This window comes from Tindallia californiensis, from assembly GCF_900107405.1.
In the GTDB taxonomy this organism is placed as follows: Bacteria; Bacillota; Clostridia; order Peptostreptococcales; family Tindalliaceae; genus Tindallia; species Tindallia californiensis.
In genome coordinates this window covers 157,824-182,683 of the sequence record NZ_FNPV01000003.1, presented here as the reverse complement: position 1 = coordinate 182,683, position 24,860 = coordinate 157,824, and the positions used below count along the sequence as shown (strand labels likewise).

The following is a 24,860-nucleotide window of genomic DNA, read 5'->3' as shown; positions in this document are numbered from 1 at the left end:
AGGCATCTTGAGTTCAGCCGAACAGTACGAAGGCAAATTAGTAGAAATGATTTACCAGAACGATGAAAACGGATACCGGGTAGGCATTTTAGAGTGTGAAGAACAGGTTCTGACAGTGGTAGGCATTCTTCCCGGACTCAATGCCGGAGACCGGATTCGGGTTCGGGGAAAAAAACAAGTGCATCAGCGCTATGGAGAACAGCTAAAAGTAGAGGAATACTATCCCTTATTACCGGAAAGTCAGGAAGGGATGATGGAATACCTAGCCTCCGGGTTAATCCCCGGCGTAGGAGAAGTTATGGCAAGGCGTATGCTGGAAACCTTTGGAACCGATATCTTTACCATCATGCAACAAGAACCGGAAAGACTGCAAGAGGTCCAAGGCATAGGAAAAAAAACCTGGCGTCCTATGGCAGAAGCATTTCAGACCCATAATCAGTTGAGGGAATTGATTCTTTGGTTAGCGGAAAAAGGCATTGAATCCCGTTTTGCCCTTCGGATCCATCAGGCTTTTGGCAGTGGAGCCAAAGCCATCGTAGAAACCAATCCTTACCAATTATTGGGAAGCATGCCGGAGATAGGGTTTAAGGCGGTAGACCGAATGGCTCTAAAGCTAGGGCGAGAGCCGGAAGATCCGCAAAGAGTAGAAGCTGGCATTCTCCACACTCTTGCCGCGGCAAGTTTTGAGGGACACACCTATCTTCCGGGAGAAGAACTGCTTCGTCGGGTATGTGACGGGCTGAGGGTAGAAGAAGGAATCACCAGGGAAACCATCCAATCCCTGGCCTATGATCAGCGCATTCAACTTACCGGCGGTGCGGAAGATCAGCGGGTATACTTGCTTTCCTGCTTTGAGGCAGAAAGTGATACCTGCAAAAAACTTTTGGAGCTGGCTTGCACCGTTCCCTTGCCAGCACCGGAAAACCTGAAAAAACGGCTGGAACAATCCCAAAAAGAACAAAACATTCAATTAGCCAGAGCGCAGATAGAAGGCGTGGAAGCGGCTTTTCACCACCGAAGCCTTGTGATTACCGGTGGACCAGGCACAGGAAAAACCACTTTGATCAATTCTTTAATACGTTTAATTGAAGAAGAAGCGTTGGACGTCCTGTTAGCCGCACCGACCGGAAGAGCCGCCAAACGAATGACCGAAACCAGTGGAAAAGAAGCCAGTACCATCCATCGCTTATTGGAAATGGGCTTTTCAGAAGAGACAGGAGAACATTACTTTGGCCGTGACGAAGAAAATCCGCTGGAAACCGACTTTTTAATCATTGATGAAGTGTCCATGGTTGATATTCTGATGATGCGACATTTATTAAAAGCCATCGGCACCTCCACCACCCTTATTTTAGTGGGCGATGTGGACCAGCTTCCCTCCGTTGGACCAGGGGCTGTTCTGAAAGACATTATTAATAGCGGCATTATTCCCGTTATTCGTTTAACAGAAATCTTTCGCCAAGCACAGGAAAGCCTGATTGTTATGAACGCTCACCGTATCAATGAAGGGGAAGTACCTACGCTGAACCATCGGGATCGGGATTTTTTCTTTATGACAGAGGAAAACCCTCATAAAGCCTTGGAAAAAATTCGGCAGTTACTGGTCAAACGACTACCGGACCATTACCATTTTGATCCGATCAAAGACATTCAACTCTTAACACCAACCAAGAAAGGGATTACCGGAACCATTAATCTGAACCAGCATTTGCAGCAAGTCTTAAATCCACCGGAAAAAGACCGACAGGAAAGAGCCTTTGGCTCCAAGGTTTTTCGGGAAGGAGATAAGGTCATGCAAATTCGCAATAATTACAGCCTAGAGTGGAGTCGGATCGATCCTTTAGGAATGGAAGAAACAGGAAGAGGTGTCTTTAATGGAGACATTGGACATATTGCCGCCATCCAAGTTGAAAAAGAGTTGCTGACCATCCTTTTTGATGACGATCGACAGGTTGTATATCCCTTTGCCTTGGTAGATGAACTGGAACCAGCGTATGCCATCACGATTCATAAGTCTCAGGGAAGTGAATTTCCCGCCGTAGTACTTCCTATGTATCCGGGACCGCCGGTGCTGATGACCAGAAACCTTCTCTACACAGCTATTACCAGAGCTCGTTCTTTGGTGGTGCTCATTGGTCATAAACAAGTCTTGTACCGGATGATTCAAAACAATCGAACCCAGGAACGATTTTCTGGATTAGAAGAAAGATTAAAACAAGTCATGGAATACATGGAGAGTCCTTTATGATCAAACCTATCAAGGAAATGCTCTTAGACCTTGTCTATCCACCCTATCATCCTTGTCCCCATTGTTTTGAAACGGACATAGCTATTAAAGGCGAGACAGGTTCCTTATGCCCTTCCTGTTTTAAGAGTTTTCCTTTTCTTCGAAAAGAAGAAAATCCGCCCAATGTCCAGGCCTTGGCCCACTATCACGGAGCAGCCCAGTCCTTGGTTCATCGGTTAAAATACAAGGAAGCTCTTTATTTGGCAAAACCAATGGCGAATCTAATGCTTCAACATCTGGAGCCGAAAGGAAGTTCACTTGTCATACCGGTGCCAATGCATCAGCGTCGGCAACGGCAGCGGGGATATAATCAGGCAGAACGGCTTGCCAGACATATTGCCCGCATGGTAGAATTAGAATGTGAAACCAATGCAATGATAAGAAATCGGGAGACGGAACCAATGTACCGGCTGAACCGCCTTCAGCGGATTCAGAATATGTGGAATAGCATTACGGTTCGGGAGACAGAAAGGTATAGAATTAGAAATCAGAAGATTCTGTTGGTAGATGATGTCTATACAACCGGTGCGACAGCTCAGGCCTGTATCCGTTCCTTAAAAGAGGCAGGAGCGGAAGGTGTCACAGTTATCACCTTTGCCTTGGCTGATATAACCCCATCCTAAAAGAACTGATTGGGAGAAATAGAAAGGAGAAGGAGTGCCCATGACCTTAGATCTGAAAAACTGTAAAAATTGCGGACGTGCCTATCAGTACGACGGCAACGCTTTCTGTAAGCGATGTCGACAAGATAGTGAGGAAGAGTACAAAAGAGTAAAAGAATATTTATATGATAACCCAGGAGCCAGTGTGGGAGAAGTTTCCGAAGAAACGGAGGTAAGTGAGAAAAAGATACTGAAATTTCTCCGGGAAGGCCGACTGGAAATTAAGGATGAAAACAATTTCTTTTTAGATTGTGAACGTTGCGGAGTAGGCATTAAATCTGGAAGGTTTTGTGACAAATGCACTCATGAAATGGCCAACGAATTTCGATCAGCGGCAACACCAAAACAAAAGGAAGAACCTAAAAAACCGGAGAAAACCAAAAAAAGCCAAAGAATGTATGTGGATGTCCGGCGGAAAAAATAAAAAAGAATAATTCACTCAAGAAACACCTGTTTCTGCCGATATTCTTCTTAGAAGGATGAATACGGCTAGAAAGAGGTGTTTTTTATGAAAATTCAAAATCATCCACAGATCATTCAAGCCATGCGTAGTTATCAAAATAACAAAACAAAGGCAACAGAAACAAAAGAAAAAACGTCTATGGCTAAAGATAAAATGGATCTTTCGGAAAAAGCCATCGACTTTCAGACAGCAGTGAAAGCTTATCAGAAACTGCCGGAAATTCGTGAAGAACGGGTGCAGGAAGTAAAAGAAAAGATGGCTCGGGGAGAAGGCGCCACGCCGGAAGAAGTGGTTGAAAAAATGCTGGCGGATCTGAATATGCGTAGCAAGATCTAATTACTTGTATCGGTTTGGAAGTTACTAGGAGAGTGCCTATGTCTAAAGCAATCATACAATTAAAAGAAGCCTTGCGCCAGGAACAGCAGATTTATCAGGGAGTACTGGAACTGGCGGATCAAAAAACATTAATGGTTGTTCGAAACAAAGTCAAAGAACTGGAAAAACTAACGCTGAAGGAACAGCAGTTTATCCGGGAAATAAGCCGTTTTGAACAAATACGCCAATCATTACTTGGCCACTTTGCCAAAGAGAAGGAGCTCGCGGAAGTGCCTCAAAATCTGTCTGCCCTTCTTTCTTTTTTGCCCGAAAATGAAGTGGAAGAAATAGAGTCTCTTCGTCAGCAATTGGTAGTGACCATCCAGGAAATCAGCGAAAAAAACCGGTTAAACGAAACCTTGATTAACCAAAGCTTGGACTTTATTCAGGTAAACCTGGAAGCCCTTACACAACTAGAAACAGGAAACCCTTACGGAGAAAAAGCAGACGCAAAAAACAAGCAGACCAGGCAAATTTTTGATGCGAAATACTAATAAAAACAGTTGGAACAGCAGTGGGAACAGCAGTTAGAAGTGCAGTGAAGAGTTAAAAGTTGGAAAATCAAGAGAGCGGGTTACAGGTTATAGGGGAAAAGGTTACAGGTTATAGGGAACAGGCACTGCCTTTACCACTGCCCTTACAACTGCTTTTACAACTGCTTTTATAACTGCTTTTACAATTGCTCTTAACAATAGGACGGTGAAAACAATGAGATCAACATTTTTAGGATTTAATACAGCTACCTCCGGCCTCTTTGCATCCCAAAGAGCCCTGGATACTACCGGTCACAATATTGCGAATGTCAACACCCCTGGCTATACCCGTCAACGAGTAGAACAATCCAATGCGGACGGATGGCGCATTGGTGGTGGCAAAGGTGTGTTGGGAACAGGGGTTCAAACAACAGGCATTGAACAAATGCGTAATGAATTTCTGGACTTTCGATATCGGTTCGAGGTAAATAATATGGCTTACTGGGAAGCACGGAGAGACGGGCTTTCGTTTATCGAAGCCAGTTTTAATGAACCTTCCGAAACAGGGATGTTGTCTAATGTAGACAATTTCTTTAATTCCCTTCAAGAGTTAAGTAAAGAACAGAATGCGGATGAACTGACCCACAGAGCTTTGGTATATGATCAGAGTGAAGCTTTGGCGGGAAGTATTTCTCATCAATACGATCAATTGGAAAAAATGGTGGTGGATGTCAATGAAGAAATTAAAACAACCGTTGATACCATCAACCTCTACGCCGAACAAATTGCCAGTCTGAACGAACAGATTTTCCGATATGAAGTGGATGGCAGCAGCGCTAACGATCTTAAAGATCGTCGAAATTTGCTGATCGATGAACTTTCAGAACTGGTAAAAGTGGATGTTAAAATGGTGACGGATCCCAGAGATACTTCTCCTAACGCTCCTCAAAAAATGGTTTTACAGATCGCCGGACAGCCTTTGGTATATCATGGAAAGGCTTATCAACTGGACGCTTCTGAAAAGGAGAAAAGTGATTTTTTTGATGATATGGGCGTTGATATGGAAATCAATAGGGTACAATGGGCCGATGGCAGTTACTTAAATCCTGATAGTTTAGAAGGTGAATTGAAAGCCTTGATAGAACTTCGGGACGGGAACACAGCCCAGAAAAAAGGAATTCCTTATTACATCAGCAAACTCAATGAATTTGCTCAGACCTTGGCGAAAGAAATAAACGAAGTAGCAAAAACCGGATATGGGTTAAAAGGTGAAATTCTCCGAGATTCCGATGGAAATCCATTAGGCGATGATACCAATGGCGCCGGCTACCTAATGTTTACGGCTAACGGCCAAACCTCCGCCGAAATGTACGACGAAAACGGTAATGTGATGCATACAGCTATTAATGCAAAAAACATCGGCGTATCTATGGATATGCAGGATCTCAATAAAATACCGGCAGCAGGCTCGCCGGACGCTTTACCCGGCGATGCTTCCGTCGTGATGGAAATGTTGGAACTTCGTAATAAAGACAGTATGTTTGCGGAAGGTCGACCGGAAGATTTTCTGCGCACCTTGGTTGCTAATTTAGGAGTAGATCAGCAACAGGCCATGCGAAATGCGGAAAATCAGCAAGTATTGACCCAACAGATTAATTATCAACGAATGAGCTACTCCGGCGTATCTCAGGACGAAGAACTGGCAAACATGGTGAAATTTCAACATGCTTATAATGCTTCTGCCCGGATGATTACCACCATGGATGAAATGTTGGATGTGGTCATCAACCGAGTAGGATTAGTAGGTAGATAAACTATCAATAACCGAGGTGAAACCTGATGAGAATAACGAATAATATGATGGTACAAACCATGTTAAACAATTTGAACCGCAATGCTACCCGGTTAAATCAGGCACAGACACAGTATGCCACGGGAAAACGGATCAATAAACCTTCCGACGATCCCCGAGGTATTGCAAAAAGCATGCGCCTGCGCAGTGATATCAGTGCTATGGAACAGTACGAACGAAATGTAAATGATGCCTACTCTTTTATGGACACCACCGAAACAGCCATTCGAAATATGCAGCAAGAAGGAATGAACCGAATTCGGGAACTGACGGTCCAGGCATCCAGTGAAACCTTAACTCAGGACGAAACCATTAAAATACAAGCCGAAATTGAAGAAATACGTCAGCAAATGATTGATATGGCAAATTATACCTACTCTGGAAAACATATTTTTTCCGGAACGAAAACCAACCAACCTTTGTTGGATAGTCAAGGCTACTACCAGATGGATTTAGTAAAATATGAAAATCCGGCCATGAACGATGACGTATGGAATTTTGAAACCAGTACCAGAGAAAAAATTCAAGTGAACACCCTTGGCTTTGAAGTGTTCGAAGCAGAATCCAACGAGATTGTTCGGGCAGAAGTAGTGGCAGGAGAAGATACAACCATCGAGTTGCCCTATGTCGATGGAAGTGGAAAGATGGAGCTTACCATACGAGATGGTGACGATAGCGAACCAACAAAAGAGGCGGATGGAAACTGGACCGTAGGAGCTGGTTGGCAAGGTTCCTTGGAAGACTCTGTAACGGAAGCCATGAAAGAAATAAAAGCCATAGAAGGCGAAAGAATTATCGACTATCAGTTTGAAGTGGCAGACTACCGGCAATCCAGCTATGATGGTACGGCCATTACGAGTGAAGAGATTAATTACTTAAAAGCGGTGCCAGTGAATGGGGTCATTGAAGACACCTTTGAAACCCAAGCGGCTTGGAGTTTAGCCGAAGACCAATTTTCAACCCCGAATTTTGCCAATGGAACCCCGCAAAGCTTTAGTTTTGGAGGGGCGGAAGTAGTGCTGGTGCAAGGTGATCCAGATGCCGATCCAGCGGAAGTGGTGATTCCGGAAGAATTAGCCAGCAAAGATAAAATTGTATTAACGGTTCATGGAGATCCGGATGACATCAGTGAGGAAGACTACATGGAATCTTATGCCGAGGCACTGAATAAACTATCGGATCAGAGAGGTTCTCAAGTCCAAGGCTTTGCCTTTGTTGGAGATGCAGACGGGCTGAAAGCCATAGCACCAAAAAAATCCGATACCTTGCATAATAAAAAATTCTTTAGCGGTTCCTTGCTTCCCGTAGACCCTACTGACAGAGAAGCTTTCAAAAAAGACCAGTTGGTGGTAGCGGGCAAAGGGAAACATCAGTATATTGTCGAAGGCCAACGAGCCGGACTCTTCCAGTTGCTAGATGATTTAGAGAAAAACATGCTGGATGGCAATCAGGAAGCCCTTAGCAATATGTTGGGAGATATTGACGCTCATATGGATTCGATGCTGACCGCCCGTTCTTCAACAGGAGCCAGAGCCAATCGGACAGAACTGATTTTATACCGGATTGAAGACGATGTGCTGAATTTCCGGGAGCTGATGTCAAAGATAGAAGATGCGGACATGGCAGAAGTCAGTATGAACCTGATGAACGAAGAAAACGTCTACAGAGCCTCATTGAACGTAGGCGCCCGAGTGATTCAACCATCCTTGCTGGACTTTTTGAGATAAGTAGGAACCCTCTCCCCTAACCCCTAATCCCTATCCCCTAACCAAAGGAGTGTATCCCATGCAACTGGAAACCAAAAACTTCGGCATGTTAGAGATCGAAGAAGACAATATCATTCACTTTCCTGAAGGAATTCCAGGATTTGAAAACCTGAAACGCTACGTTTTTATCCAGAATCCGGAAGAAAATGTTCCTTTCCACTGGATTCAATCTATTGATGATGGAGAATTAGCCTTTGTGGTGGTCAATCCCTTTTTATGCCGCTTCGACTATGAGTTCGAATTGCCTCAGTCAGTGATTGATAAATTGGAAATTGAAGCACCGGAAGATCTGAAATTTTTTTCCATTGTTAAAATTCCGGAAAAAATAGAAGAAATGACCATTAACCTCTTAGCCCCTATTGTGATCAACGAGAAAAACAATAAGGCTCAGCAGGTGGTACTAAACGAAAACCAGTACCATACCCGTCATCGGGTAATGGATGAATTCAAACGAAATGAAACCCTCTCTAAAGAGGAGGAGAAATAATGCTGGTACTGACAAGAAAACCAGAAGAAAGCATCGTTTTAGGAAACGATATCGAAATAAAAATACTTTCCTTGGAAGAAGGAAAAGTTAAAATAGGCATTAAAGCACCAAAGCATGTGGAAATCCATCGGAAAGAAGTATATTTGGAAATACAGAAAGAAAACAAAGAAGCCGCCGGCTTTAAGATTAATGCCGCCGATCTGAAAAAAGTCATGACGAAAAAATAAATCAGCACGACCCTTCCTAACAAGCTCCCAATTTTTCTGGGAGCTTGTTTTTAATCCTTCTCTGTTTTCTCCTCTATAACCTCTAACCTATTCCCTTGCACCCTGCTTTTTCATTCTTTTGACCTTGAATGACGCCCTTGACTTATCTTTTGATTTTAACTCATAACTCTTAGCTGAAGTTAAAACTTTTAACTGAATTTCTCTAAAGTTTTTATTTTCCCTTCCGATAATATTAATGAGCAAGAAAAATGTTAACAAAGCCTGATCTTATTCGGCCGAAGACAGGGAAGGCAAAAACCCACCCCATGGCAAGGATGCCAGACGGGGCAACTAAATTTCAAGGAGGAATTAACAATGAGAATTAATAATAACTTAATGGCTATGAACACTCACAGACAGCTTGGTATTGCACAGGGTGGCGGAGCAAAATCAATGGAAAAATTATCTTCTGGCTTCAGAATTAACCGAGCTGGCGATGATGCAGCAGGTTTGGCCATCAGTGAAAAAATGAGAGGTCAGATTCGAGGACTTAATCAAGCTTCTCGAAACGCTCAAGATGGTATTTCAATGATTCAAACAGCAGAAGGTGCTTTGAACGAATCTCATGCAATTCTTCAAAGAATGCGAGAATTGGCAGTACAGTCAGCGAATGATACCAATGTAGAAATCGATCGTGAAGAACTTCAGAAAGAGATTAACCAGCTACAAGAAGAACTTGATCGAATTGCAGAAACGACAGAGTTTAATACTCAGACACTTTTAGATGGATCTCTTTCTTCGACATACTCTGCAAGTGGAGCAGTTGAAGAACTAAGAGCTATAGATCAAGACATCACAATTTCAGATGTTCCTTATTTGTCAATTGATGAGGGTGCTCTAGAATTAGTAGATGGTGAAATCAATTTTGACGCTAGCTATAATAATTTTGACTGGGAAGATGTAGATCAAGAAGCAGATACAGGTGTAGAAATCTTCAAGAATGAAGATGGCCAGCTAATTGTTAATATTAATGCTCAAGAACAGGGTAGTGATGTAGAACTTACTTCAAACGATATTATAACACCTGAGTTTGTGGATGGTGAGTACACTTATGATAACCATGGAGTGTCTTTTACTATCACAGAAGAAGCTTGGAATGCGGCTACAGCAGATGCAAAAATAGAATTAGATTTTGAAGAAGTTCCAGATGATGATGGTTACGATATTACCGGCGGTGTTAATTTAGAAGGACAAACATTCACTGATGGCACAGCGAGTTTCGAAAATGACGAAATAAGCATTGATGCTAGTGCTTTATTGCAAGATTTCCCCGAAGCAGCACAGGTGACGGTTGATTATGATGATGGTGAAAATACTATGATCGTAAGTATATTAGATGCTGATGGCAATGCTCTTTCAGAAGATACTTACGAAGATGTAGATCTTAGTAGTACAGGCGCGGATTTTGTGTATGATAATCATGGTGTATCCTTTACTGTTGAAACCTTTGACGCGGACGCGGAAGATGACTTTGAAATCACAGTAGATATGGAACGAGAAATGACAGAAGTGACGCCAGAAGATGTAGAAGATCGTTCTATTCAATTACAAATTGGTGCTAACGAAGATCAAACCATGAGTGTAAGCATTGAAGACATGGGAACGGAAGCTCTTGGCATTGATGCATTAGACTTAACTAGCAGTGAGAGTGCTCAAGAAGCTATTTCAACTGTTAACGATGCAATTGAAAAAGTGTCGGCTCAAAGATCTGATCTTGGTGCATTCCAAAATCGATTAGAGCATACTATTTCTAACTTGGATAACTCTGCTGAGAACTTACAGGCAGCAGAATCCAGAATCAGAGACGTAGATATGGCTCAGGAAATGATGGAGCTTACTCGACAAAATATTTTACAACAAGCTTCAACGGCTATGCTTGCTCAAGCCAACCAAGCTCCTCAATCTGTACTTCAGTTACTGGGATAAAACTGGTAGCTTAAATAGCAAAGATTGGCAAATGGGGGTCAGAGGATTTTTCCTCTGGCCCTTTTTGCCAATCAAAGAGAAGAAAAACCAATGACGGATAAAAAAAGAATAGTTTTACAACCTACATAGCAGGATACCATCAAGGTTTAACGGATGCTTTAGTGGTGAAATGGGTACAATTGTTATCCAACATACTTCTGCATAACAATAGCTATACACCCAAAAAGATTGCTCAGTTAAAAGAAAAAGATCAGGTAGTTTAACCTTTATGTCCATTTTAGTAAAAAACTAAAAGAGGTACTATTATAATCAGAGGAAAAGGTGATTCTATGAGGATTAATAACAATTTAATGGCAATAAACACCCATCGACAGATGGGTATTGTCGATAACGCTATTGGAAAAGCCATGGAAAGATTGTCTTCTGGCCTGAGAATCAACCGAGGATCGGACGATGCAGCGGGGCTTGCGATCAGCGAAAAAATGAGAGCGCAAATTCGAGGATTAAACCAAGCATCAAGAAATGCTCAGGATGCAATATCTTTGATTCAAACAGCAGAAGGGGCTCTTAGTGAGACGCAAGCAATTCTTCAAAGGATGAGAGAACTTTCAGTACAGTCTTCTAACGATACCTATGTTGAAAGGGATCGAGAAGAAATTCAAAAAGAAATCAATCAACTAACAGAAGAGATAGATCGAATAGCCAATACCACAGAGTTTAACACCATTCAGCTTCTTAATAGAGAAGTGAAAGTGGAGGAAAGTAGCCCCTCCGCAAATCTTACGGAAGAAGAAATCATCATATCAAACCTTAAAAAGTGGTGGTTGGCGGAAGCGGAGAAGTTGGTAAAAGAAGGATATGGAATAGAATCTCAGAATATTGATATGGAAGTGATTATGTTTGATGATCCGGATCATCCTGCAGCTGCACTGGTACGAGCAGAGTTTACAGTAGATGGAACAAATAATGTTGGAACCCCTGGTCTTACCGGAGGAGGGAGTAATCTTACCTTAGAAATTAACCTGGCTCACTCTAGGCCAGTGGATGAAAATACAGACGGTGGATCACCTCCACAGTATGTTAGCCGAGTGATGGCCCATGAAATGGTGCATGCTGTTATGATGACCACCATGAACTTTCAAGACTTAGGCATATGGTTTAATGAAGGCACAGCTGAATTTATTCATGGGGCAGACGAAAGACTTATGAATAATATTTATGCCAATAGTGGAGCAATTTCTGTTCCCATGAGTGAAGCTGAAAAAAATACAGGATTACAGGCAGTAATCGATGCGATCGGTAATGGAAATGACTCCGATTGGAACTCGACGTCCCTTGATTATTCGGCAGCCTATGTAGCGGTAAGATATTTAGATTGGCAAATTAGGCAAGATGATCATATGGTAAACCCTAATGCAGGTATAGCGGGAGACAGTGACGGTATTAAGGTTTTAATGAAGTATTTGGCAGATGATGATTCAAGAACGATTGATGACGGACTCACACATTTGCATCAAGAAGGATTAATAAGTTTTAACAATCACAGTGGATGGATCGATGCGTTTAAGACAGATGTTGATCATTTTGATGCCTTGGAGACTCACACAGGAATACAGCTAGATTTCAATGTTGTAGATGGAAGATTTGTAGCTGAAGATACAGGTTCCATCTTTGGTTCTTCTATTACAGGTGATGAACACTTAACAGAAGAAGCTATTTTACCTCAAGCAGGTGGAGTCGACGCTCCTGAACTGGAACAACCTTTGTTAGGGTTTAATATTATTTGGCCAGAAGGAATGGAAACCGACGAAGAAGAGGCTGACGATGGCGCGAAAAAGGAAGCGGCACTTGTTTTTCAAATAGGTGCTAATGCTGGACAAAGTATGAAAATTGAATTGGCTAATATGACAGCAGAAGCATTAGGGATAACAAAGGATGGTGATACGTTGGATATAACAGACCATCAAAAGGCATCTCAGGTTATTTCGATTGTAGACAATGCCATAGAATTAGTTTCCGGTGAAAGAAGTAAGTTGGGGGCTTTCCAGAATAGACTGGAGCATACCATTGCAAATTTGGATAATGCTTCAGAGAATTTGCTTGCTGCCGAAAGCAGAATAAGAGATGTGGATATGGCGAAAACAATGATGGAATTAGCGAGACAAAATATATTGAAGCAGGCATCGATGGCAATGCTTTCACAGGCTAATCAACGGCCACGAACTGTATTGCAGCTATTGAGCTAAGAACTTTAAATAGAAGGGAATGTTACTGTATGGGTAGGGAGTTTTTAGCAAAGTGCAAAAAGTGTGGTGAAATTTTTAATGTTCGAGAAGGAGGCGGGAAAGATTCTGTACTTCTTCATTGTGATACGTGTGGTAAAGAAAAGCTATTGACGAAAAACGATTTGGATAAAAATGTGCCACTCATTGATCAGTCAGGTATTTCATATCATGAAAGAATAGAGGCATATGCAGGTGAATGTAGGGGAGGCAAATATAGAATAAAAGCAAAAGCCAGATGTCCGATATGTAATTCTGATGAGTATGAGCCAGCAGTAGATAGAGATAAAAAAGTATCGATGGCATACTATGATTGATTCCAAAGTCGATGGTGCTAAGTCGATGGTGCCAGTCACTTGACTTATTAAGTTTGAATATTCAGATAATGGAAAGAAGGGTTTAAGATGCTTCGCATCCTAAGAAAAGCCAAATCCAGATCAACAACTACTCACCCTCAGAAACCATCCCAACACAGCAACCAACCCCAGTCGACCCTCTTGACAGAAACAGAAAGGCAGGAAAAACGAGCTAAATACCAACACTGGCTGGCATGGATTCAGCAGCGACAGGAAGCTCTAGACCAGATGGAATTAAAACTCCGGCGTATGCGAAAAATTGCCCGAGAAGCCCTGGAGTCAGAAACAACGAATAAAGACATTGAAGCCATGAACAGCGAGCTGCACCGCCTGGAAAAAGAAGTGGGAGCTCTGGACCGGGAAAGCAAAGAGGCGGACCAGATGCTGGAAAAAATGGAAGAGGAACTGGAAGAAAACCCCTAACGGCCATGGGGATCCGACCCAAGCAATAAGCACCCAAAGGAGGTGTGAAGATGTCTGTTAATCAAATATCCAGTTACAACACGAATGAAATGCTGATTCAAAACCTGATGAAGGTCAAAGACGTTAGCCATGAAAAAGAAATGATGGGAGCCATCTCCACAGCCATGGATTCCGTCTCCCTCTCCTTCGTGGGCAAAAACTTTGCCGACTACCACGAAACCCTGCGAAGCGAAGGAAGCCAGGAAGCTTTGGAAGGCCTGCGTCAAATGGCCATTCACCTGACAGAAACCCCCAACAGCCAGTTAGCCATGGATTTTTCCAACATCATGCAGACAAGACAGGCGGAAGAGGGCTTTCTCACCAACTTTTTCACCGCCGTCCATGAAATAGAGGACAGTGGCAACCGAATGGGCACCTGGCTAAAGACCTTTAGCAGTCTGGACACCGCATCTAATCAAGATGGTTTTATTAACACCACAAGAGACATTCTGAGTATGGAAGGGGAAAGAGAAGATCTGTCCAAGATTTTTAATGATTTTGTTAACACCACAGGAACAATCATTAATAAATTTGAAGACGAAGCCCTAAGGCAGGAAACCCTGGAAGACTTTTTTACCGGCCTATCCGGAAGAGAAACCCTGGAAGCCTACGGCGAGGGCATCAAAAACTTCAGAGAAAACATGGAATAAGTAACCGAAGGATCCTCATGGCCATTAATAAACCAATGTATAAAGTGTAAGGCGGGGTAAAGCGGGGTCAGGCTTGAATAATTTACTTTAAAATCAGCAAAGGTATTTTTGACAACCGCAAGTGGGGATCTGGAGAGTAAGCGAGAAAAACTGATTGAGCAAGGGAGAAATAGGATCATGGCCTTAAGGATCAGAAGGATTGAAAAAAAGGATAAACAAGGCATTAATGATTTAATAGAGGTAGTCAATAAAATAGATAACCTGGGATACTCCCTGACAGAAGCGTGGTTTGATTATGTTATTACTGAAGCAGGAGAAGGAATATTGGTAGGATATGATGACGACCAACTAATAGGACTTGCCACCTGTATGGTCAATTCAGTAGACATTGGTCAAGCCATATTTAATGTAGTGGTGCATCCTGAGTTTCGAAACAAAGGCTTTGGATCTAGTTTATATAATAAAATAGTGGAACATGCCAAGGAACAACAGGTGAAAACAGTAGAAGCTTATGTTAAGAAAAGACTGAATGATGCTGTTGGCTTTGCTGAGAAAAGAAGCTTTCGAGTGGTTCTATACTCTTGGCAGATGGAGCTGGAATTAGAGGCAATACCAGCGGAAACTATGGTTATCCATGAAGAGAAGGAGAATCATTGTTTTAGAAAAGCAACGATAGAAGATGGCGACGACTACGCAAGGATGATGCATGAATGCTTTGGAGATGATATAGGGGCAGATGCTCTGGAACAATTACTGAAAGATCCCTCCGTGTCGGTATATATGTTGGAGCATAAAGGGAAAAAGATAGGGTCAACGACGATACAGTTTAGAAAAAACCTATCCCTGGGATATATTTTTGATGTTGCCGTAGTGAAAGATTATAGAGGGCAAGGATGGGGGAGTTACTTATTACAACGGTGCATTCTTGAACTAAAACAAAAGGAAATAAAAACAGCTTCTTTACTGGTGGCAGGAGAAAATAAAAACGCCTTAAATCTGTATAAAAAAGCAGGTTTCAAAGAGGCGGATACAAATCTAATCATGCAGAAGGTTCTCTAACAGACCCTGGATAGAAAGAAAAATGATACGCTTGTAGACGGGACTCAAAGAAGATATAATGAGAGACAAGAAGAAGGATGCGGTTGAGGGAAAAGGAGTCGGGACGATGGAAAACTTATTAAAGCAGATTCTAGGAGAAATGAGTGGGATCAAGACTGATATTAATGAGATGAAAAATGACATCAGTGGAATTAAGACAGAAATGAATGGAATGAAAACAGAGATTGCTGGAATGAAAATAGAAATTGATGGAATAAAGACAGAAATGACTGGAATGAAGAATGACATCAGTGGAATTAAGACAGAAATGACTGGAATGAAGAAAGACATCAGTGGAATAAAGACAGAAATGAATGGAATGAAGGTAGAGATTAACGGAATGAAGAAAGACATCAGTGGAATAAAAGGCGATATAATCCAAATTCGTGGTGAAATGGCTGAAACCAGAGAAGAAGTAAAAGGACTTAAGGTAAATCAAAACAACTTGGAAAAAACATTAACAGCTACCAAAGAAGACCTGAGTCAACAGATGGCATTGATAGATCAACGATTAACCCAGGAACATGAAATCACCAGAGAAGAGTTGAAAACAGAAATACAAAATGTCTACGAAGAGACACAAAAAACAAGGCAGGATTTGAGCACCATAGAAATGGTAACGTCTAAAAACTGGAATGATATCGTGAAATTAAAGGCGGTCAGGCTATAAAAAAGGCTTCTGCCGCTGTGTCTTATCTAAGGAAAAAAGATCGCTGATAGGTAGCGATCTTTTTTTGATGTGATTATCTTTTCATTTGCTTACACAGTTTCGCCCTTTTTTCTTTGCGCGATAAAGAGCTTTATCCGAAGCAGTTCTTACCTCTTCAGGAGTTTTGAACCGATGATTTTTTTCGGCGACCCCGATGCTAATGGTGACTCTGAGGTTTTTCCCTCTGGATGAGCCACGCTTTTGCGGTTTTTTCATCGGCTTAGGTTTGTAAAGGTAAGTTTGTTGAGCGATGGTTTTTCTTAGTTCATCCAAGACTGGGAGAATCTCTGTCAAGCCTTTGCCTGGAAAAACAATTGTAAACTCCTCTCCTCCGTAACGATAAGCTTTTCCACCGGACTCCACGTTTTTCAAGACAGATGCTACCATAGCAAGCACATCATCCCCTACATCATGGCCATACCGGTCATTAAATTTCTTGAAAAAGTCAATATCAAGCATGGCAATGGTATAGTGATTCCCCAACTGCAACAGTTTTTCTTCTAAAGCTCTTCGGGAGGGAATTTGTGTTAACTCATCTATGTAAGCCATATGATAGGACGAGCTAATCACAGAGAGGATCAGGAGAAGGCCTATGGTAGCATAAAAGATAGGCACAGTTTCTGATGGAATATCCATAAAAATAATGATAGCAATTATCAGGACGCTGGTTACCATGGATCGGTCTGTAAAAGAACCGGTTCTGATAGCTTTAATCGCAAGGATAAAAATGGTCCCCGTAAGAAGGATAAGAGAAAAAGTTTGAACATCCATTTTTTTGACAAGGGGAAATGATACATGCTCCAGCAACAGGCGATCAAGGTCGGTACTTAAACTTTTGGATGCAGAAAGAAGCAGCCAGCCCTGAAAAGCAAGGGCAGTAAGTTTGATTTTTCCCCAAAAGCTAAAAACTCCCCTTTCGGTGGAAAAGGAAAAAAATAGCAGGTTTGAGATGCCTACGATCAGAATCAGTGTATGTTGCGGCTGGTCCGCTGAGATAAAATTATCTGAAAAACCAAGTCCTTCCGCTTGGTTATAACAGAGAAAAAGCAAAACGATAGATGTAAAGACAATGGAACCACGATTAAACCATATACCAAGAACAATCGCCAGAGCAAAAAGAGTGACGGTTAGAAGCGGCATGGCATTTATCCAGGAAACAGGGAGTATTTCGAAGCTTGCATGGGTTACATAGGCAATCACTAAAAAAAGGAAAGGGATAGTAAACGAAAGTAAGTGCTGAAAAATTTTGTTCATACGAAGAATTCCTTTCTAGTCTACGCAAGGGGCATAAGGTGTGGATTTTTAATAATAATATCATTTTTCAATAATAACATCCTATAAGATTATCGACAAATCATCCTAAAAATTTACCTGATAGTTAATTTGGAATTTTAAGATAACCAGCAGGGGTTTACCTGCTGTTGATGGTTTCTTATAACCATATTACTTCTGGTATGGTTTGTTCAAAATATGATAAGATAGTCCTATAAAAAGAAAGAAGAAAAAAAACAGTAACCTAGTGGAGTGAGAAAATGAGAAAGTTGGCTGTTGTTGGAGTAATGGGAATTATTATTATTATTATGCTAATGAAGCCAGTGGAGGCATCAGAGCATAAACACCTTGTTGATTTAAGGTGTAATAAGGATTCACTGCAACCCCTGGAAGGTCTGTGGGAATTTTATTGGAATGAGTTATTAGAGCCAGAGGATTTTCGACTTAGACCTGTCGAATCAGCAGAACATGTTTTGATTCCAGGAGCTTGGAATGGTTATTTGATTAACGGAAAGCAACTTACAGGAGATGGGTATGCAACATATCGCACCTTTGTACGGGCAAACGGGGAGGATATCATAGCCTTTAAGATACCACGAATATTAACGGCCTATCGAATGTGGGTAAATGGCGAGGAAATAGCTGGAGCAGGAAGGGTAGGTACTTGTCGAAGTGAAAGTAAACCGCAGTATTTGACACAACAAGCTTTTGTGAAGGTTGAAGAAGATATTGCGGAAATTATTATTCAAGTATCGAATTTTAATCATCGAAGTGGAGGGATTTTAGAAAATATTTATGTTGGAAGAAGTGAGCAAGTTCTTGCTTCAACAAAAAATGCCTTAGCGTACGAACTTTTTCTTTTTGGCAGCTTGATGGTAATAGGCGTATATCACTTGGTGCTCTATTATTATCGTAAAAAAGACCGAGCGCTTCTGTTTTTTTCTATTTACTGCCTCGTTATAGGATTGAGAACAGTTTTAGTAGGTGAAATATTCTTTATTCAAGTGTATCCAAATTTCAATTGGGAAGTAGCGCATAAAATGCAAACGCTTAGCTATTATAGCGCCGTTTTGATTCTGATGTTGTTTTTTAGAGAAAGGTATCGAATTTACGTTCCGGTTTGGGTAGTAAATAGCTGCATGGTGACAACGGGCATCTTTAGTTTACTGGTATTGGCAACGCCTGCACGAGTGTTTAATCATATTAATCCTGTTTTTCAAGTGTTTACCATTCTGGTAAGCGGTTATATATTGGTAATTCTTTTTCGGACATGTCAGAAAAAAGAGTCAGGAACGCTATTTATTGCTTTTGGGTATGTCGTTTTAATTGTTACAGTTTTTCACGATCTTATTTATTCAAGCATTCTTATGAGTGATTATCAGTTCTTAAATAATATTATTCGCAGGGGCAATCTTTCTTCTTTTGGATTACTTGTTTTTTCTCTTACGCATTCTTTTGCCTTAGCGATTACATATGCGGAGATGTTTAACAAAAATGAGAAAATGACTAATGAACTGATTGATCTTAATGAAAACTTGGAACAGTTGGTGGAGCAGAGAACAACCGATTTACGAAAATCCTATCAAAAAATTGAAGAACAAAAGCATGCATTAGAAAAAACGAACCGAAAACTGGAAAAAATGTCACAGAAAGATGCTCTTACGAATGTGTGGAATCGAAGGTACTTTGATGACTCTCTCGACTTTGAATGGCAGCGTGCTCTAAGGACGAAATCTCCAGTATCTTTGTTATTTCTGGATATTGATGATTTTAAGGACTATAATGATCAATTTGGTCATCAGGCAGGAGACGATTGTTTGGTAAAAGTGGCGAAGGTTCTACAGGAAAAGATCAAACGAAGAATAGATGTAGTGGCTCGTTATGGAGGCGAAGAGTTTGTGGTACTTTTGGCTAACGTTGATCAGACGGGTGCAATCACAGTAGCTGAGGAATTACGAAGGGCTGTTGAAGCAATAGGAGTAACTGTAAGCATAGGTGTTGCTAGCATTATTCCATCGCTGAACAAGTTGCCGGAAGACTTGATTCGAGCCGCCGATCAGGCGATGTATATCGCTAAAAAAAGTGGGAAAAACCGCGTGGAATCCTAAGAATTTACCGAAAAAGAAAGAAAATGACGCAAATGTTGTTATAAAAGTATCAAAGTTTGATCAAAAGTGTTATACTCTTTTCAAGCAGGGTATATAATAAACAGAGATTTTACTTGAGAAATAAGCCTAAAACGATAAAATGAATGATAAAGGTAATAGAAGGTGGTTGAGATGACTACGTTGCTAAGCTATCAAAATTCAGAAAAAATAATGGTTCAAGAGGTGGATTGTCTTTTTTATAATGATAAATCTCCTGAAGAAAAGATTCCTATGAAAAAAAAGGGAAATAAATGGGTTCTGGAAAAAAACCTGCCTTCTGGAGAACATCGTTATGCTTTTTTGATTAATGGGAACCTAAGGCTCAATGATCCGGAAGCAAATATGTACGCACCGGATGAAAATCAGAAGATATGGTCCGTAATATTGATCAATGAAGAGGGTCAGCGCTTATACAATAATAAAGAATATCGGCTGCATATTGATCATTACCAACTGAGTTCTTTTATATCGGAACAGGAAATGGTAACGGTTAAAAAAAACTTTAATAAGCGGATGGATCCCAAAGTAGCCGCCCGGTTTACTTTTAGCGATGTTACAGGACTTCATTGTGTTACCGTGGCTTGGTATAAGCCGGATGGAACCCTAGATCGGTTTGCCGAGCAATATCTGGTGGAGCCGGAAACGGACAATGAAAAAATCAAGCTTTGGTTTTGGATAGATTTAAAGGAATCTAAAAAACAGATTCCTGTGGGCAAATGGACATTAAAGTTATTTATTGATGGACGCTATATACTAGAGGATAGTTTTGTGATTAATGAACAAACCATTTATGGCCCATTTCATCAATAAAAAGGAGCTTCTTGAAGAAAAATGAAATACTAAGAAAACATGAGTAAGTGAAAGAAAATCTAAGATTAAATAGGGAGGTGTTGTTATGACAAAAATAGGTATGAATCATCTCAATGCAGCTCATGCAAACCGGGAAATAAATCAACCGATAGGGAATCAAAATCAAATAAAAGAATCGCAAAATCGGGATAATAGTAATACTGGAATAAAAATGGATCTGTCAAAAAAAATCCAAGAACCTTCCTTGAAAGAAGCTGAAAGCGTTGAAACAAAATCTCAGGGAAATGGACGACTAAGAGGTTTTTTTAACTCTGTAAGAGAAAGCGTTGTCTCAGCTGCTGATACAGTAAGGAATACAGGGGAAACAGCTGTAACGATTGCCAAGGATGTTGCTGGAACAGTAAAAGAAACGGCTTCCAATATCGCTGTCAATATAAGTGAAACGGCATCGAATGTTCGAGGACATCTAAGCGAAGCCTCTGAAAGTGTGGCTCGTCTGAGTAGTGCGGCGGCAGGAATGGTTGGAGATGCTACAGCTATGGTGTCTGCTGGGGTAAAAACCGCGGTTTCGATAGGGCAGGATGTGGTACAATCTGGTGCTAATCTTGTGGAAGGTCTTCGGCAGATGGGGGAAGCTTTTGGAAAAAATCAGAGTTTAAGCGAGCGGGCTGGGCATTTGGCTCGGGGAACCCAGACGATGGCTACTGCTTTTGAACCGCTGAACAGCATTCCGGAAGATTTTCAAAGAGGGCGAGAAGAGATAAGTAATCGCATGGATTCAATGAAGAGTCAATATCAAATGGTGAAGGAAGAAGCAGCGGCGATGAAATCCACGGCCATAAGCATTGGTCAGGAAGTTGCTCAATCTGCAAGCCATACAACAGGCCAAATAGTTCAAGGTACTCAAGATATTATTGGTGCTTTTTCGAATAATTCTCAGGAATTAGTATATGCATAGTCATCAGATAAGGCGAGAAGCTCTTTAGATAAATCTAAAGGGCTTTTTGTCGGAAGAATATTGATTTTCACCTCTTTTTTTGGTAGAGTTAGCTGAAATATGCTATAATAACATAGTGAAAACATGTCCAATACTAGGGCTAGGAGGCTACTAATGCAAGAAAACAGAGAAATGATGATACAGGCGCAAGAGTTGATGAAGACTATTCATGAAGCAGTAGATCATATGATAAAACAATTGGAAGAACTTCGTTATGAAGAAACGATCCAACTTCTGGAAGATGTTGTGAAGGGGACGGAAAGTGTCCAGATGGCTTTATTACCTCTGGCGAAAGATGAAGAGGCGTCGAAGCTTGAATCCTTGCACAAAGACTTGATGGAAAAAGTGGATAAATATTTGGATTTTTACAGAGACAAAGAACATGAAGCAATGAAAGAGCAGATGAGTATGGCGATTGTTGAATCTCTAGAAAAATGGCATCGGGAAATGGAAGAAATGATCAAATCGTATATTGATCATTAACCAATACAGTGGAAACCCTTAGATCGATGAAACTTTTAGATGCATTTTGTTTAAAGGTATCTACATAAGGAGATAGATGAAATGAGAATTATGTCTACTTCCGGCTTGACAGCTGGTGTAAAACTGGGAAAAACAGTATATGACGAAAAAGGATTAGTGTTATTACGATCAGGTGTTAAGTTGACAGATTCTTATATATTTCAACTAAAACGTAAAAACATTCCGGCGGTGTATGTGGATGATGCGTTGTCTCGTGGAGTAGAGATAGCCAGTGCTATTGATCAGGAAGTCCGCGTAAAGGCAGTATTGCAAATCAAGGAAATTTTTGAAGAATTAAAAGAGCAAAGAAACAGTAAAATGGCAACTCGGTATATTAGTGATCAACACTACGAAGGAGTCAAGAGTACTTTCGATGATATTATGGCAAATCTGCAGCGAAATAAAGGTGCTACGATGAATATGGCAGAACTGATGTCTTCCAGCTTGTATACCTATACCCACAGTTTAAATGTGGCGGTTCTTTCGGTTTTGACGGCTCAGTCCTTAGGGTTGCCACCGGATAAGATTAAAGAACTGGGTGTGGGAGCTTTGCTTCATGATGTTGGAAAAATAGCCATACCAGATGAAATACTTAATAAACAGGGAAGTCTGACAGAAGCTGAATGGAAGCTAATGAAAACCCATCCGGAGGAAGGTTATCGAATGGTTAAAGATAATCTGTCCATTAGTGCTTATACGAAAGCCATTATTATGTCTCATCATGAGCGGGTGGATGGTAGCGGTTACCCCAATGGTTTTTCCGGCGATAAAGTACATCTACTGACACAAATTGTTTCCATGGCGGATATCTTTGATGCGGTGACCAGTGACCGTTGCTATAGAGATCGGGTGCCGGTATATCAAGCTGTTGAAATCATTATGGCGCAGGTGCATAAAGGCTATGATGAAAAGGTTTTTCGTGCCTTTATGCAAAATGTAGATCTTTATCCACCGGGACAAATTGTTCGCTTATCTAATGGAGAAAAAGCCATGGTAGTAAGAAACAATCGGGAACAGCCAACCAGGCCTTATGTTCGAGTATTAAACACAGAAAATGAGCCAATGGATGAGGTGGACCTGATGAAACATCTGTCTCTTTTTATCATTAAAGAGTTAGATGAAGTATGTGCCTAATGGTTTTCAAAGGGCGTAGAAGGGCATAACCCAAGAACGGTATTGTATAAATGTCGTTATCAGAAAATATTGATGATTTTATTCCGGCATGGTATAATAAAGGAAATAGGTACGGTGTTTTAGGAAAGCTTAGGGTACTATCAGCAACTAATTGAGAAGGAGGTGTATGCTTTTGATTATAGAAACGTCAAACTCTATCCTGAGGCCTATTGTAAAGCCTCCTACTCATGCCTATGATAACTTTAAGACTCCGAGGCAGCAAGGCCTTGAGCAGGAAAAGAATATCAGTAATCCTTCGGTCAAAAAAGTGGTGCAGGAGAGTGTCAATAAAGTGTATGAGAGTTTGCAAAAACTGGTAGAGAATACAGATTATAATGTTAGTTATCGGCTAGATGAAGCTACTGGAGGTCGTCAATTTCGAGTAACGATGAAAAACAGTGGCAACCTAGTGGCCGCTTTTCCAACAGAATCAGCCATTGAAATTGCAGAGCGGTCAAAAGCGACTACCTTAGGTCTGATCATGGACAGGCGAATATAAAAAAACAAAAAGACTGATAGGACATGGCAAAGGCTGTGTCTTTTTTTGTACCTGCTTATGACTTGAATGAGTAGGCTTCTTTGTAGAGGATAGAAGTTTGCAGGACTTATGGAAGGGTATTATATGTAAAAGAAAGATTTGGGATAAAATTGGATGAAGGCGAGCCTTGGGGAGGCATGAAAATGAAACCGAAAACAAAAACGTTGATCATAGGGTTGTTGCTGATGGTAATGCTGATAGGCTTCTTTTTCTTCAGCTTAGGCAGACAAGAAGAACCGTTGGTCATTGGGTTTTCCGCAGGGCTTACCGGTGCGGCATCAGAGCTTGGGGTTAGTGGGCGTAATGGGTTGATGATTGCGGTTCAAAAGATAAATGAAATGGGAGGGATTCATGGAAGGGAAGTAAAGATAGTGGTAAAGGATGATGAAAATGATCCACAAAAGGCTTTGGAAACAGATAAGGCCCTTTATCAGCAAGGAATTAAGTTTATTATTGGTCATATGACTAGCAACATGGCTGAAAAAACCCTTCCCTTTATTAACGAAAAAGAAATGTTAATGGTCACCCCTACTATGAGTTCTGATGAGTTAAGTGAAAAGGATGATTACCTGATTCGTGTGGTTTCGTCTAATCGTGATGAAGCCATCTTTATGGCCGAAATTTATCAACAGAAACCGGAAATTAGGAGGGTGATGGTTCTTTACGACCAGTCCAATCGTGCCTATACAGCCGTGATTCGCGATTTTTTCGCTGAATCTTTTGAAACAGGGGGAGAAAAGCAAGTAATGTCCTTGGCTTTTTCTTCTGAGAAAGGCATCGATTATTTAGAAACCATCCAGAAGGTGGTAGATAGCCAGCCGGATGCATTGATCATTTTATCTTCAGCCTTTGATGCGGCTATGTTCTGCCAGCAAATAGAACGACTAAGAGTTGAAATGCCAATTCTTTTATCAACCTGGTCGATGACAACGGATTTAATTTCTCATGGTGGAATCGCCGTAGAAGGTGTTCGGATTGTTAGCTTGATAAATCAGGATAGTGAAAAAAAGGAGTACCAAGATTTTGCAGATGAATATCGACAACGATACGAAGAAGAACCATCTTTTTCAGCGGTTTTTGCTCATGATGCGGCAACGGTTTTGTTTGAGGGAATAAAGGCTTTGGATTCGAAAGAAATAACCTCGCAGCAGGTAAAAGATGCTATTATAGATATCAGAAGCTTTCAAGGGTTACAAGGTCTTATTGAAATAAATGAATATGGTGATGCCAGCAGGGAAATTTTCAAATACACCATTCAGAATGGTCAATTTGTTAAGGTGGAATAAG

Annotated in this window: 24 protein-coding genes; 23 read left to right on the top strand and 1 reads right to left on the bottom strand. The window is 41.0% G+C overall.

The genetic code is table 11. The features are described from left to right. Window positions 1-7 precede the first annotated feature (7 nt). The 16 genes from recD2 to BLV55_RS04835 all read left to right on the top strand — a co-directional run bounded on the left by recD2 (window position 8) and on the right by BLV55_RS04835 (window position 16,075). Complete coding sequence (gene recD2, locus BLV55_RS04915; protein WP_242870036.1) at window positions 8-2,248, top strand: SF1B family DNA helicase RecD2; 2,241 nt, start codon at window positions 8-10, stop codon at window positions 2,246-2,248. After that, entirely contained in the window at window positions 2,245-2,910 is a 666-nt protein-coding gene (locus tag BLV55_RS04910) for a ComF family protein (protein ID WP_093311832.1), read from the top strand. The genes recD2 and BLV55_RS04910 overlap by 4 nt, the downstream gene beginning before the upstream one ends. 40 nt (window positions 2,911-2,950) lie before the next feature. After that, the gene (locus BLV55_RS04905) at window positions 2,951-3,373 is read left to right on the top strand and encodes a TIGR03826 family flagellar region protein (RefSeq protein WP_093311830.1); all 423 of its coding nucleotides are present in this window, start codon (window positions 2,951-2,953) and stop codon (window positions 3,371-3,373) included. Between the two features lie 84 nt (window positions 3,374-3,457). After that, window positions 3,458-3,748, top strand: a complete 291-nt coding sequence (locus tag BLV55_RS04900; protein ID WP_093311827.1) for a flagellar biosynthesis anti-sigma factor FlgM — start codon at window positions 3,458-3,460, stop codon at window positions 3,746-3,748. A 38-nt stretch (window positions 3,749-3,786) separates the two neighbouring features. Beyond that, window positions 3,787-4,281, top strand: coding sequence for a flagellar protein FlgN (locus tag BLV55_RS04895; RefSeq protein ID WP_093311825.1), 495 nt, complete (start codon window positions 3,787-3,789; stop codon window positions 4,279-4,281). 214 nt (window positions 4,282-4,495) lie between these two features. After that, window positions 4,496-6,073, top strand: coding sequence for a flagellar hook-associated protein FlgK (gene flgK / locus BLV55_RS04890; RefSeq protein WP_093311822.1), 1,578 nt, complete (start codon window positions 4,496-4,498; stop codon window positions 6,071-6,073). Between the two features lie 26 nt (window positions 6,074-6,099). Next, window positions 6,100-7,839, top strand: coding sequence for a flagellar hook-associated protein FlgL (gene flgL, locus BLV55_RS04885; RefSeq protein ID WP_093311820.1), 1,740 nt, complete (start codon window positions 6,100-6,102; stop codon window positions 7,837-7,839). Between the two features lie 58 nt (window positions 7,840-7,897). Then, on the top strand, window positions 7,898-8,365 hold the full coding sequence (fliW, locus tag BLV55_RS04880) for a flagellar assembly protein FliW (RefSeq protein WP_093311817.1): 468 nt from the start codon (window positions 7,898-7,900) through the stop codon (window positions 8,363-8,365). Next, window positions 8,365-8,592 (top strand): carbon storage regulator CsrA, encoded by a 228-nt coding sequence (csrA, locus tag BLV55_RS04875; protein ID WP_093311814.1) that lies wholly within the window; start codon window positions 8,365-8,367, stop codon window positions 8,590-8,592. Before fliW ends, csrA begins: the two co-directional genes overlap by 1 nt. A 354-nt stretch (window positions 8,593-8,946) precedes the next feature. Further along, on the top strand, window positions 8,947-10,557 hold the full coding sequence (locus BLV55_RS14845) for a flagellin N-terminal helical domain-containing protein (RefSeq protein WP_093311812.1): 1,611 nt from the start codon (window positions 8,947-8,949) through the stop codon (window positions 10,555-10,557). A gap of 329 nt (window positions 10,558-10,886) precedes the next feature. Further along, on the top strand, window positions 10,887-12,803 hold the full coding sequence (locus BLV55_RS14560) for a flagellinolysin (RefSeq protein WP_176968265.1): 1,917 nt from the start codon (window positions 10,887-10,889) through the stop codon (window positions 12,801-12,803). Between the two features lie 29 nt (window positions 12,804-12,832). Further along, window positions 12,833-13,156 (top strand): hypothetical protein, encoded by a 324-nt coding sequence (locus BLV55_RS04855; RefSeq protein ID WP_093311810.1) that lies wholly within the window; start codon window positions 12,833-12,835, stop codon window positions 13,154-13,156. Between the two features lie 87 nt (window positions 13,157-13,243). Continuing rightward, on the top strand, window positions 13,244-13,618 hold the full coding sequence (locus tag BLV55_RS04850; RefSeq protein WP_093311809.1) for a hypothetical protein: 375 nt from the start codon (window positions 13,244-13,246) through the stop codon (window positions 13,616-13,618). Window positions 13,619-13,668: 50 nt separating this feature from the next. Then, the gene (locus BLV55_RS04845) at window positions 13,669-14,307 is read left to right on the top strand and encodes a hypothetical protein (protein WP_093311807.1); all 639 of its coding nucleotides are present in this window, start codon (window positions 13,669-13,671) and stop codon (window positions 14,305-14,307) included. 177 nt (window positions 14,308-14,484) lie between these two features. Then, a complete protein-coding gene (locus tag BLV55_RS04840; RefSeq protein WP_093311804.1) occupies window positions 14,485-15,366 on the top strand; it encodes a GNAT family N-acetyltransferase in 882 nt (293 codons plus the stop codon). A gap of 106 nt (window positions 15,367-15,472) precedes the next feature. Beyond that, the gene (locus tag BLV55_RS04835; RefSeq protein ID WP_093311803.1) at window positions 15,473-16,075 is read left to right on the top strand and encodes a hypothetical protein; all 603 of its coding nucleotides are present in this window, start codon (window positions 15,473-15,475) and stop codon (window positions 16,073-16,075) included. A gap of 81 nt (window positions 16,076-16,156) precedes the next feature. On the opposite strand, the gene BLV55_RS04830 is transcribed toward BLV55_RS04835, so the two are convergent. Continuing rightward, on the bottom strand, window positions 16,157-17,368 hold the full coding sequence (locus BLV55_RS04830) for a GGDEF domain-containing protein (protein ID WP_093311800.1): 1,212 nt from the start codon (window positions 17,366-17,368) through the stop codon (window positions 16,157-16,159). A 278-nt stretch (window positions 17,369-17,646) separates the two neighbouring features. Here BLV55_RS04830 and BLV55_RS04825 point away from each other — a divergent pair, with 278 nt between their 5' ends. The 7 genes from BLV55_RS04825 to BLV55_RS04795 all read left to right on the top strand — a co-directional run bounded on the left by BLV55_RS04825 (window position 17,647) and on the right by BLV55_RS04795 (window position 24,859). Next, complete coding sequence (locus tag BLV55_RS04825; protein WP_093311798.1) at window positions 17,647-19,494, top strand: sensor domain-containing diguanylate cyclase; 1,848 nt, start codon at window positions 17,647-17,649, stop codon at window positions 19,492-19,494. Window positions 19,495-19,665: 171 nt separating this feature from the next. Then, window positions 19,666-20,343 (top strand): early set domain-containing protein, encoded by a 678-nt coding sequence (locus BLV55_RS04820; protein WP_093311795.1) that lies wholly within the window; start codon window positions 19,666-19,668, stop codon window positions 20,341-20,343. Window positions 20,344-20,428: 85 nt separating this feature from the next. Further along, window positions 20,429-21,301, top strand: coding sequence for a hypothetical protein (locus BLV55_RS04815; protein ID WP_093311793.1), 873 nt, complete (start codon window positions 20,429-20,431; stop codon window positions 21,299-21,301). Window positions 21,302-21,454: 153 nt separating this feature from the next. Continuing rightward, window positions 21,455-21,823 (top strand): DUF8042 domain-containing protein, encoded by a 369-nt coding sequence (locus BLV55_RS04810; protein ID WP_093311790.1) that lies wholly within the window; start codon window positions 21,455-21,457, stop codon window positions 21,821-21,823. An 81-nt stretch (window positions 21,824-21,904) separates the two neighbouring features. Continuing rightward, window positions 21,905-22,996 carry an HD-GYP domain-containing protein gene (locus BLV55_RS04805; RefSeq protein ID WP_093311788.1) on the top strand — a complete coding sequence of 364 codons (1,092 nt, stop codon included), beginning with the start codon at window positions 21,905-21,907 and terminating at the stop codon, window positions 22,994-22,996. A 172-nt stretch (window positions 22,997-23,168) separates the two neighbouring features. Beyond that, window positions 23,169-23,534, top strand: a complete 366-nt coding sequence (locus tag BLV55_RS04800; protein WP_176968264.1) for a flagellar protein FlaG — start codon at window positions 23,169-23,171, stop codon at window positions 23,532-23,534. A gap of 182 nt (window positions 23,535-23,716) precedes the next feature. Further along, window positions 23,717-24,859: an ABC transporter substrate-binding protein gene (locus BLV55_RS04795; protein ID WP_176968263.1), complete on the top strand. Its 1,143-nt coding sequence runs from the start codon at window positions 23,717-23,719 to the stop codon at window positions 24,857-24,859. Window position 24,860: the final 1 nt, after the last annotated feature.

What these genes read in the sequence shown, in the direction of transcription:
- BLV55_RS04910 (WP_093311832.1), top strand. Translation starts at nt 2,245, where the DNA reads ATGATCAAACCTATCAAGGAAATGCTCTTAGACCTTGTCTATCCACCC.
- BLV55_RS04905 (WP_093311830.1), top strand. Translation starts at nt 2,951, where the DNA reads ATGACCTTAGATCTGAAAAACTGTAAAAATTGCGGACGTGCCTATCAG.
- BLV55_RS04900 (WP_093311827.1), top strand. Translation starts at nt 3,458, where the DNA reads ATGAAAATTCAAAATCATCCACAGATCATTCAAGCCATGCGTAGTTAT.
- BLV55_RS04895 (WP_093311825.1), top strand. Translation starts at nt 3,787, where the DNA reads ATGTCTAAAGCAATCATACAATTAAAAGAAGCCTTGCGCCAGGAACAG.
- flgK (WP_093311822.1), top strand. Translation starts at nt 4,496, where the DNA reads ATGAGATCAACATTTTTAGGATTTAATACAGCTACCTCCGGCCTCTTT.
- flgL (WP_093311820.1), top strand. Translation starts at nt 6,100, where the DNA reads ATGAGAATAACGAATAATATGATGGTACAAACCATGTTAAACAATTTG.
- fliW (WP_093311817.1), top strand. Translation starts at nt 7,898, where the DNA reads ATGCAACTGGAAACCAAAAACTTCGGCATGTTAGAGATCGAAGAAGAC.
- csrA (WP_093311814.1), top strand. Translation starts at nt 8,365, where the DNA reads ATGCTGGTACTGACAAGAAAACCAGAAGAAAGCATCGTTTTAGGAAAC.
- BLV55_RS14845 (WP_093311812.1), top strand. Translation starts at nt 8,947, where the DNA reads ATGAGAATTAATAATAACTTAATGGCTATGAACACTCACAGACAGCTT.
- BLV55_RS14560 (WP_176968265.1), top strand. Translation starts at nt 10,887, where the DNA reads ATGAGGATTAATAACAATTTAATGGCAATAAACACCCATCGACAGATG.
- BLV55_RS04855 (WP_093311810.1), top strand. Translation starts at nt 12,833, where the DNA reads ATGGGTAGGGAGTTTTTAGCAAAGTGCAAAAAGTGTGGTGAAATTTTT.
- BLV55_RS04850 (WP_093311809.1), top strand. Translation starts at nt 13,244, where the DNA reads ATGCTTCGCATCCTAAGAAAAGCCAAATCCAGATCAACAACTACTCAC.
- BLV55_RS04845 (WP_093311807.1), top strand. Translation starts at nt 13,669, where the DNA reads ATGTCTGTTAATCAAATATCCAGTTACAACACGAATGAAATGCTGATT.
- BLV55_RS04840 (WP_093311804.1), top strand. Translation starts at nt 14,485, where the DNA reads ATGGCCTTAAGGATCAGAAGGATTGAAAAAAAGGATAAACAAGGCATT.
- BLV55_RS04835 (WP_093311803.1), top strand. Translation starts at nt 15,473, where the DNA reads ATGGAAAACTTATTAAAGCAGATTCTAGGAGAAATGAGTGGGATCAAG.
- BLV55_RS04830 (WP_093311800.1), bottom strand. Translation starts at nt 17,368, where the DNA reads ATGAACAAAATTTTTCAGCACTTACTTTCGTTTACTATCCCTTTCCTT.
- BLV55_RS04825 (WP_093311798.1), top strand. Translation starts at nt 17,647, where the DNA reads ATGAGAAAGTTGGCTGTTGTTGGAGTAATGGGAATTATTATTATTATT.
- BLV55_RS04820 (WP_093311795.1), top strand. Translation starts at nt 19,666, where the DNA reads ATGACTACGTTGCTAAGCTATCAAAATTCAGAAAAAATAATGGTTCAA.
- BLV55_RS04815 (WP_093311793.1), top strand. Translation starts at nt 20,429, where the DNA reads ATGACAAAAATAGGTATGAATCATCTCAATGCAGCTCATGCAAACCGG.
- BLV55_RS04810 (WP_093311790.1), top strand. Translation starts at nt 21,455, where the DNA reads ATGCAAGAAAACAGAGAAATGATGATACAGGCGCAAGAGTTGATGAAG.
- BLV55_RS04805 (WP_093311788.1), top strand. Translation starts at nt 21,905, where the DNA reads ATGAGAATTATGTCTACTTCCGGCTTGACAGCTGGTGTAAAACTGGGA.
- BLV55_RS04795 (WP_176968263.1), top strand. Translation starts at nt 23,717, where the DNA reads ATGAAACCGAAAACAAAAACGTTGATCATAGGGTTGTTGCTGATGGTA.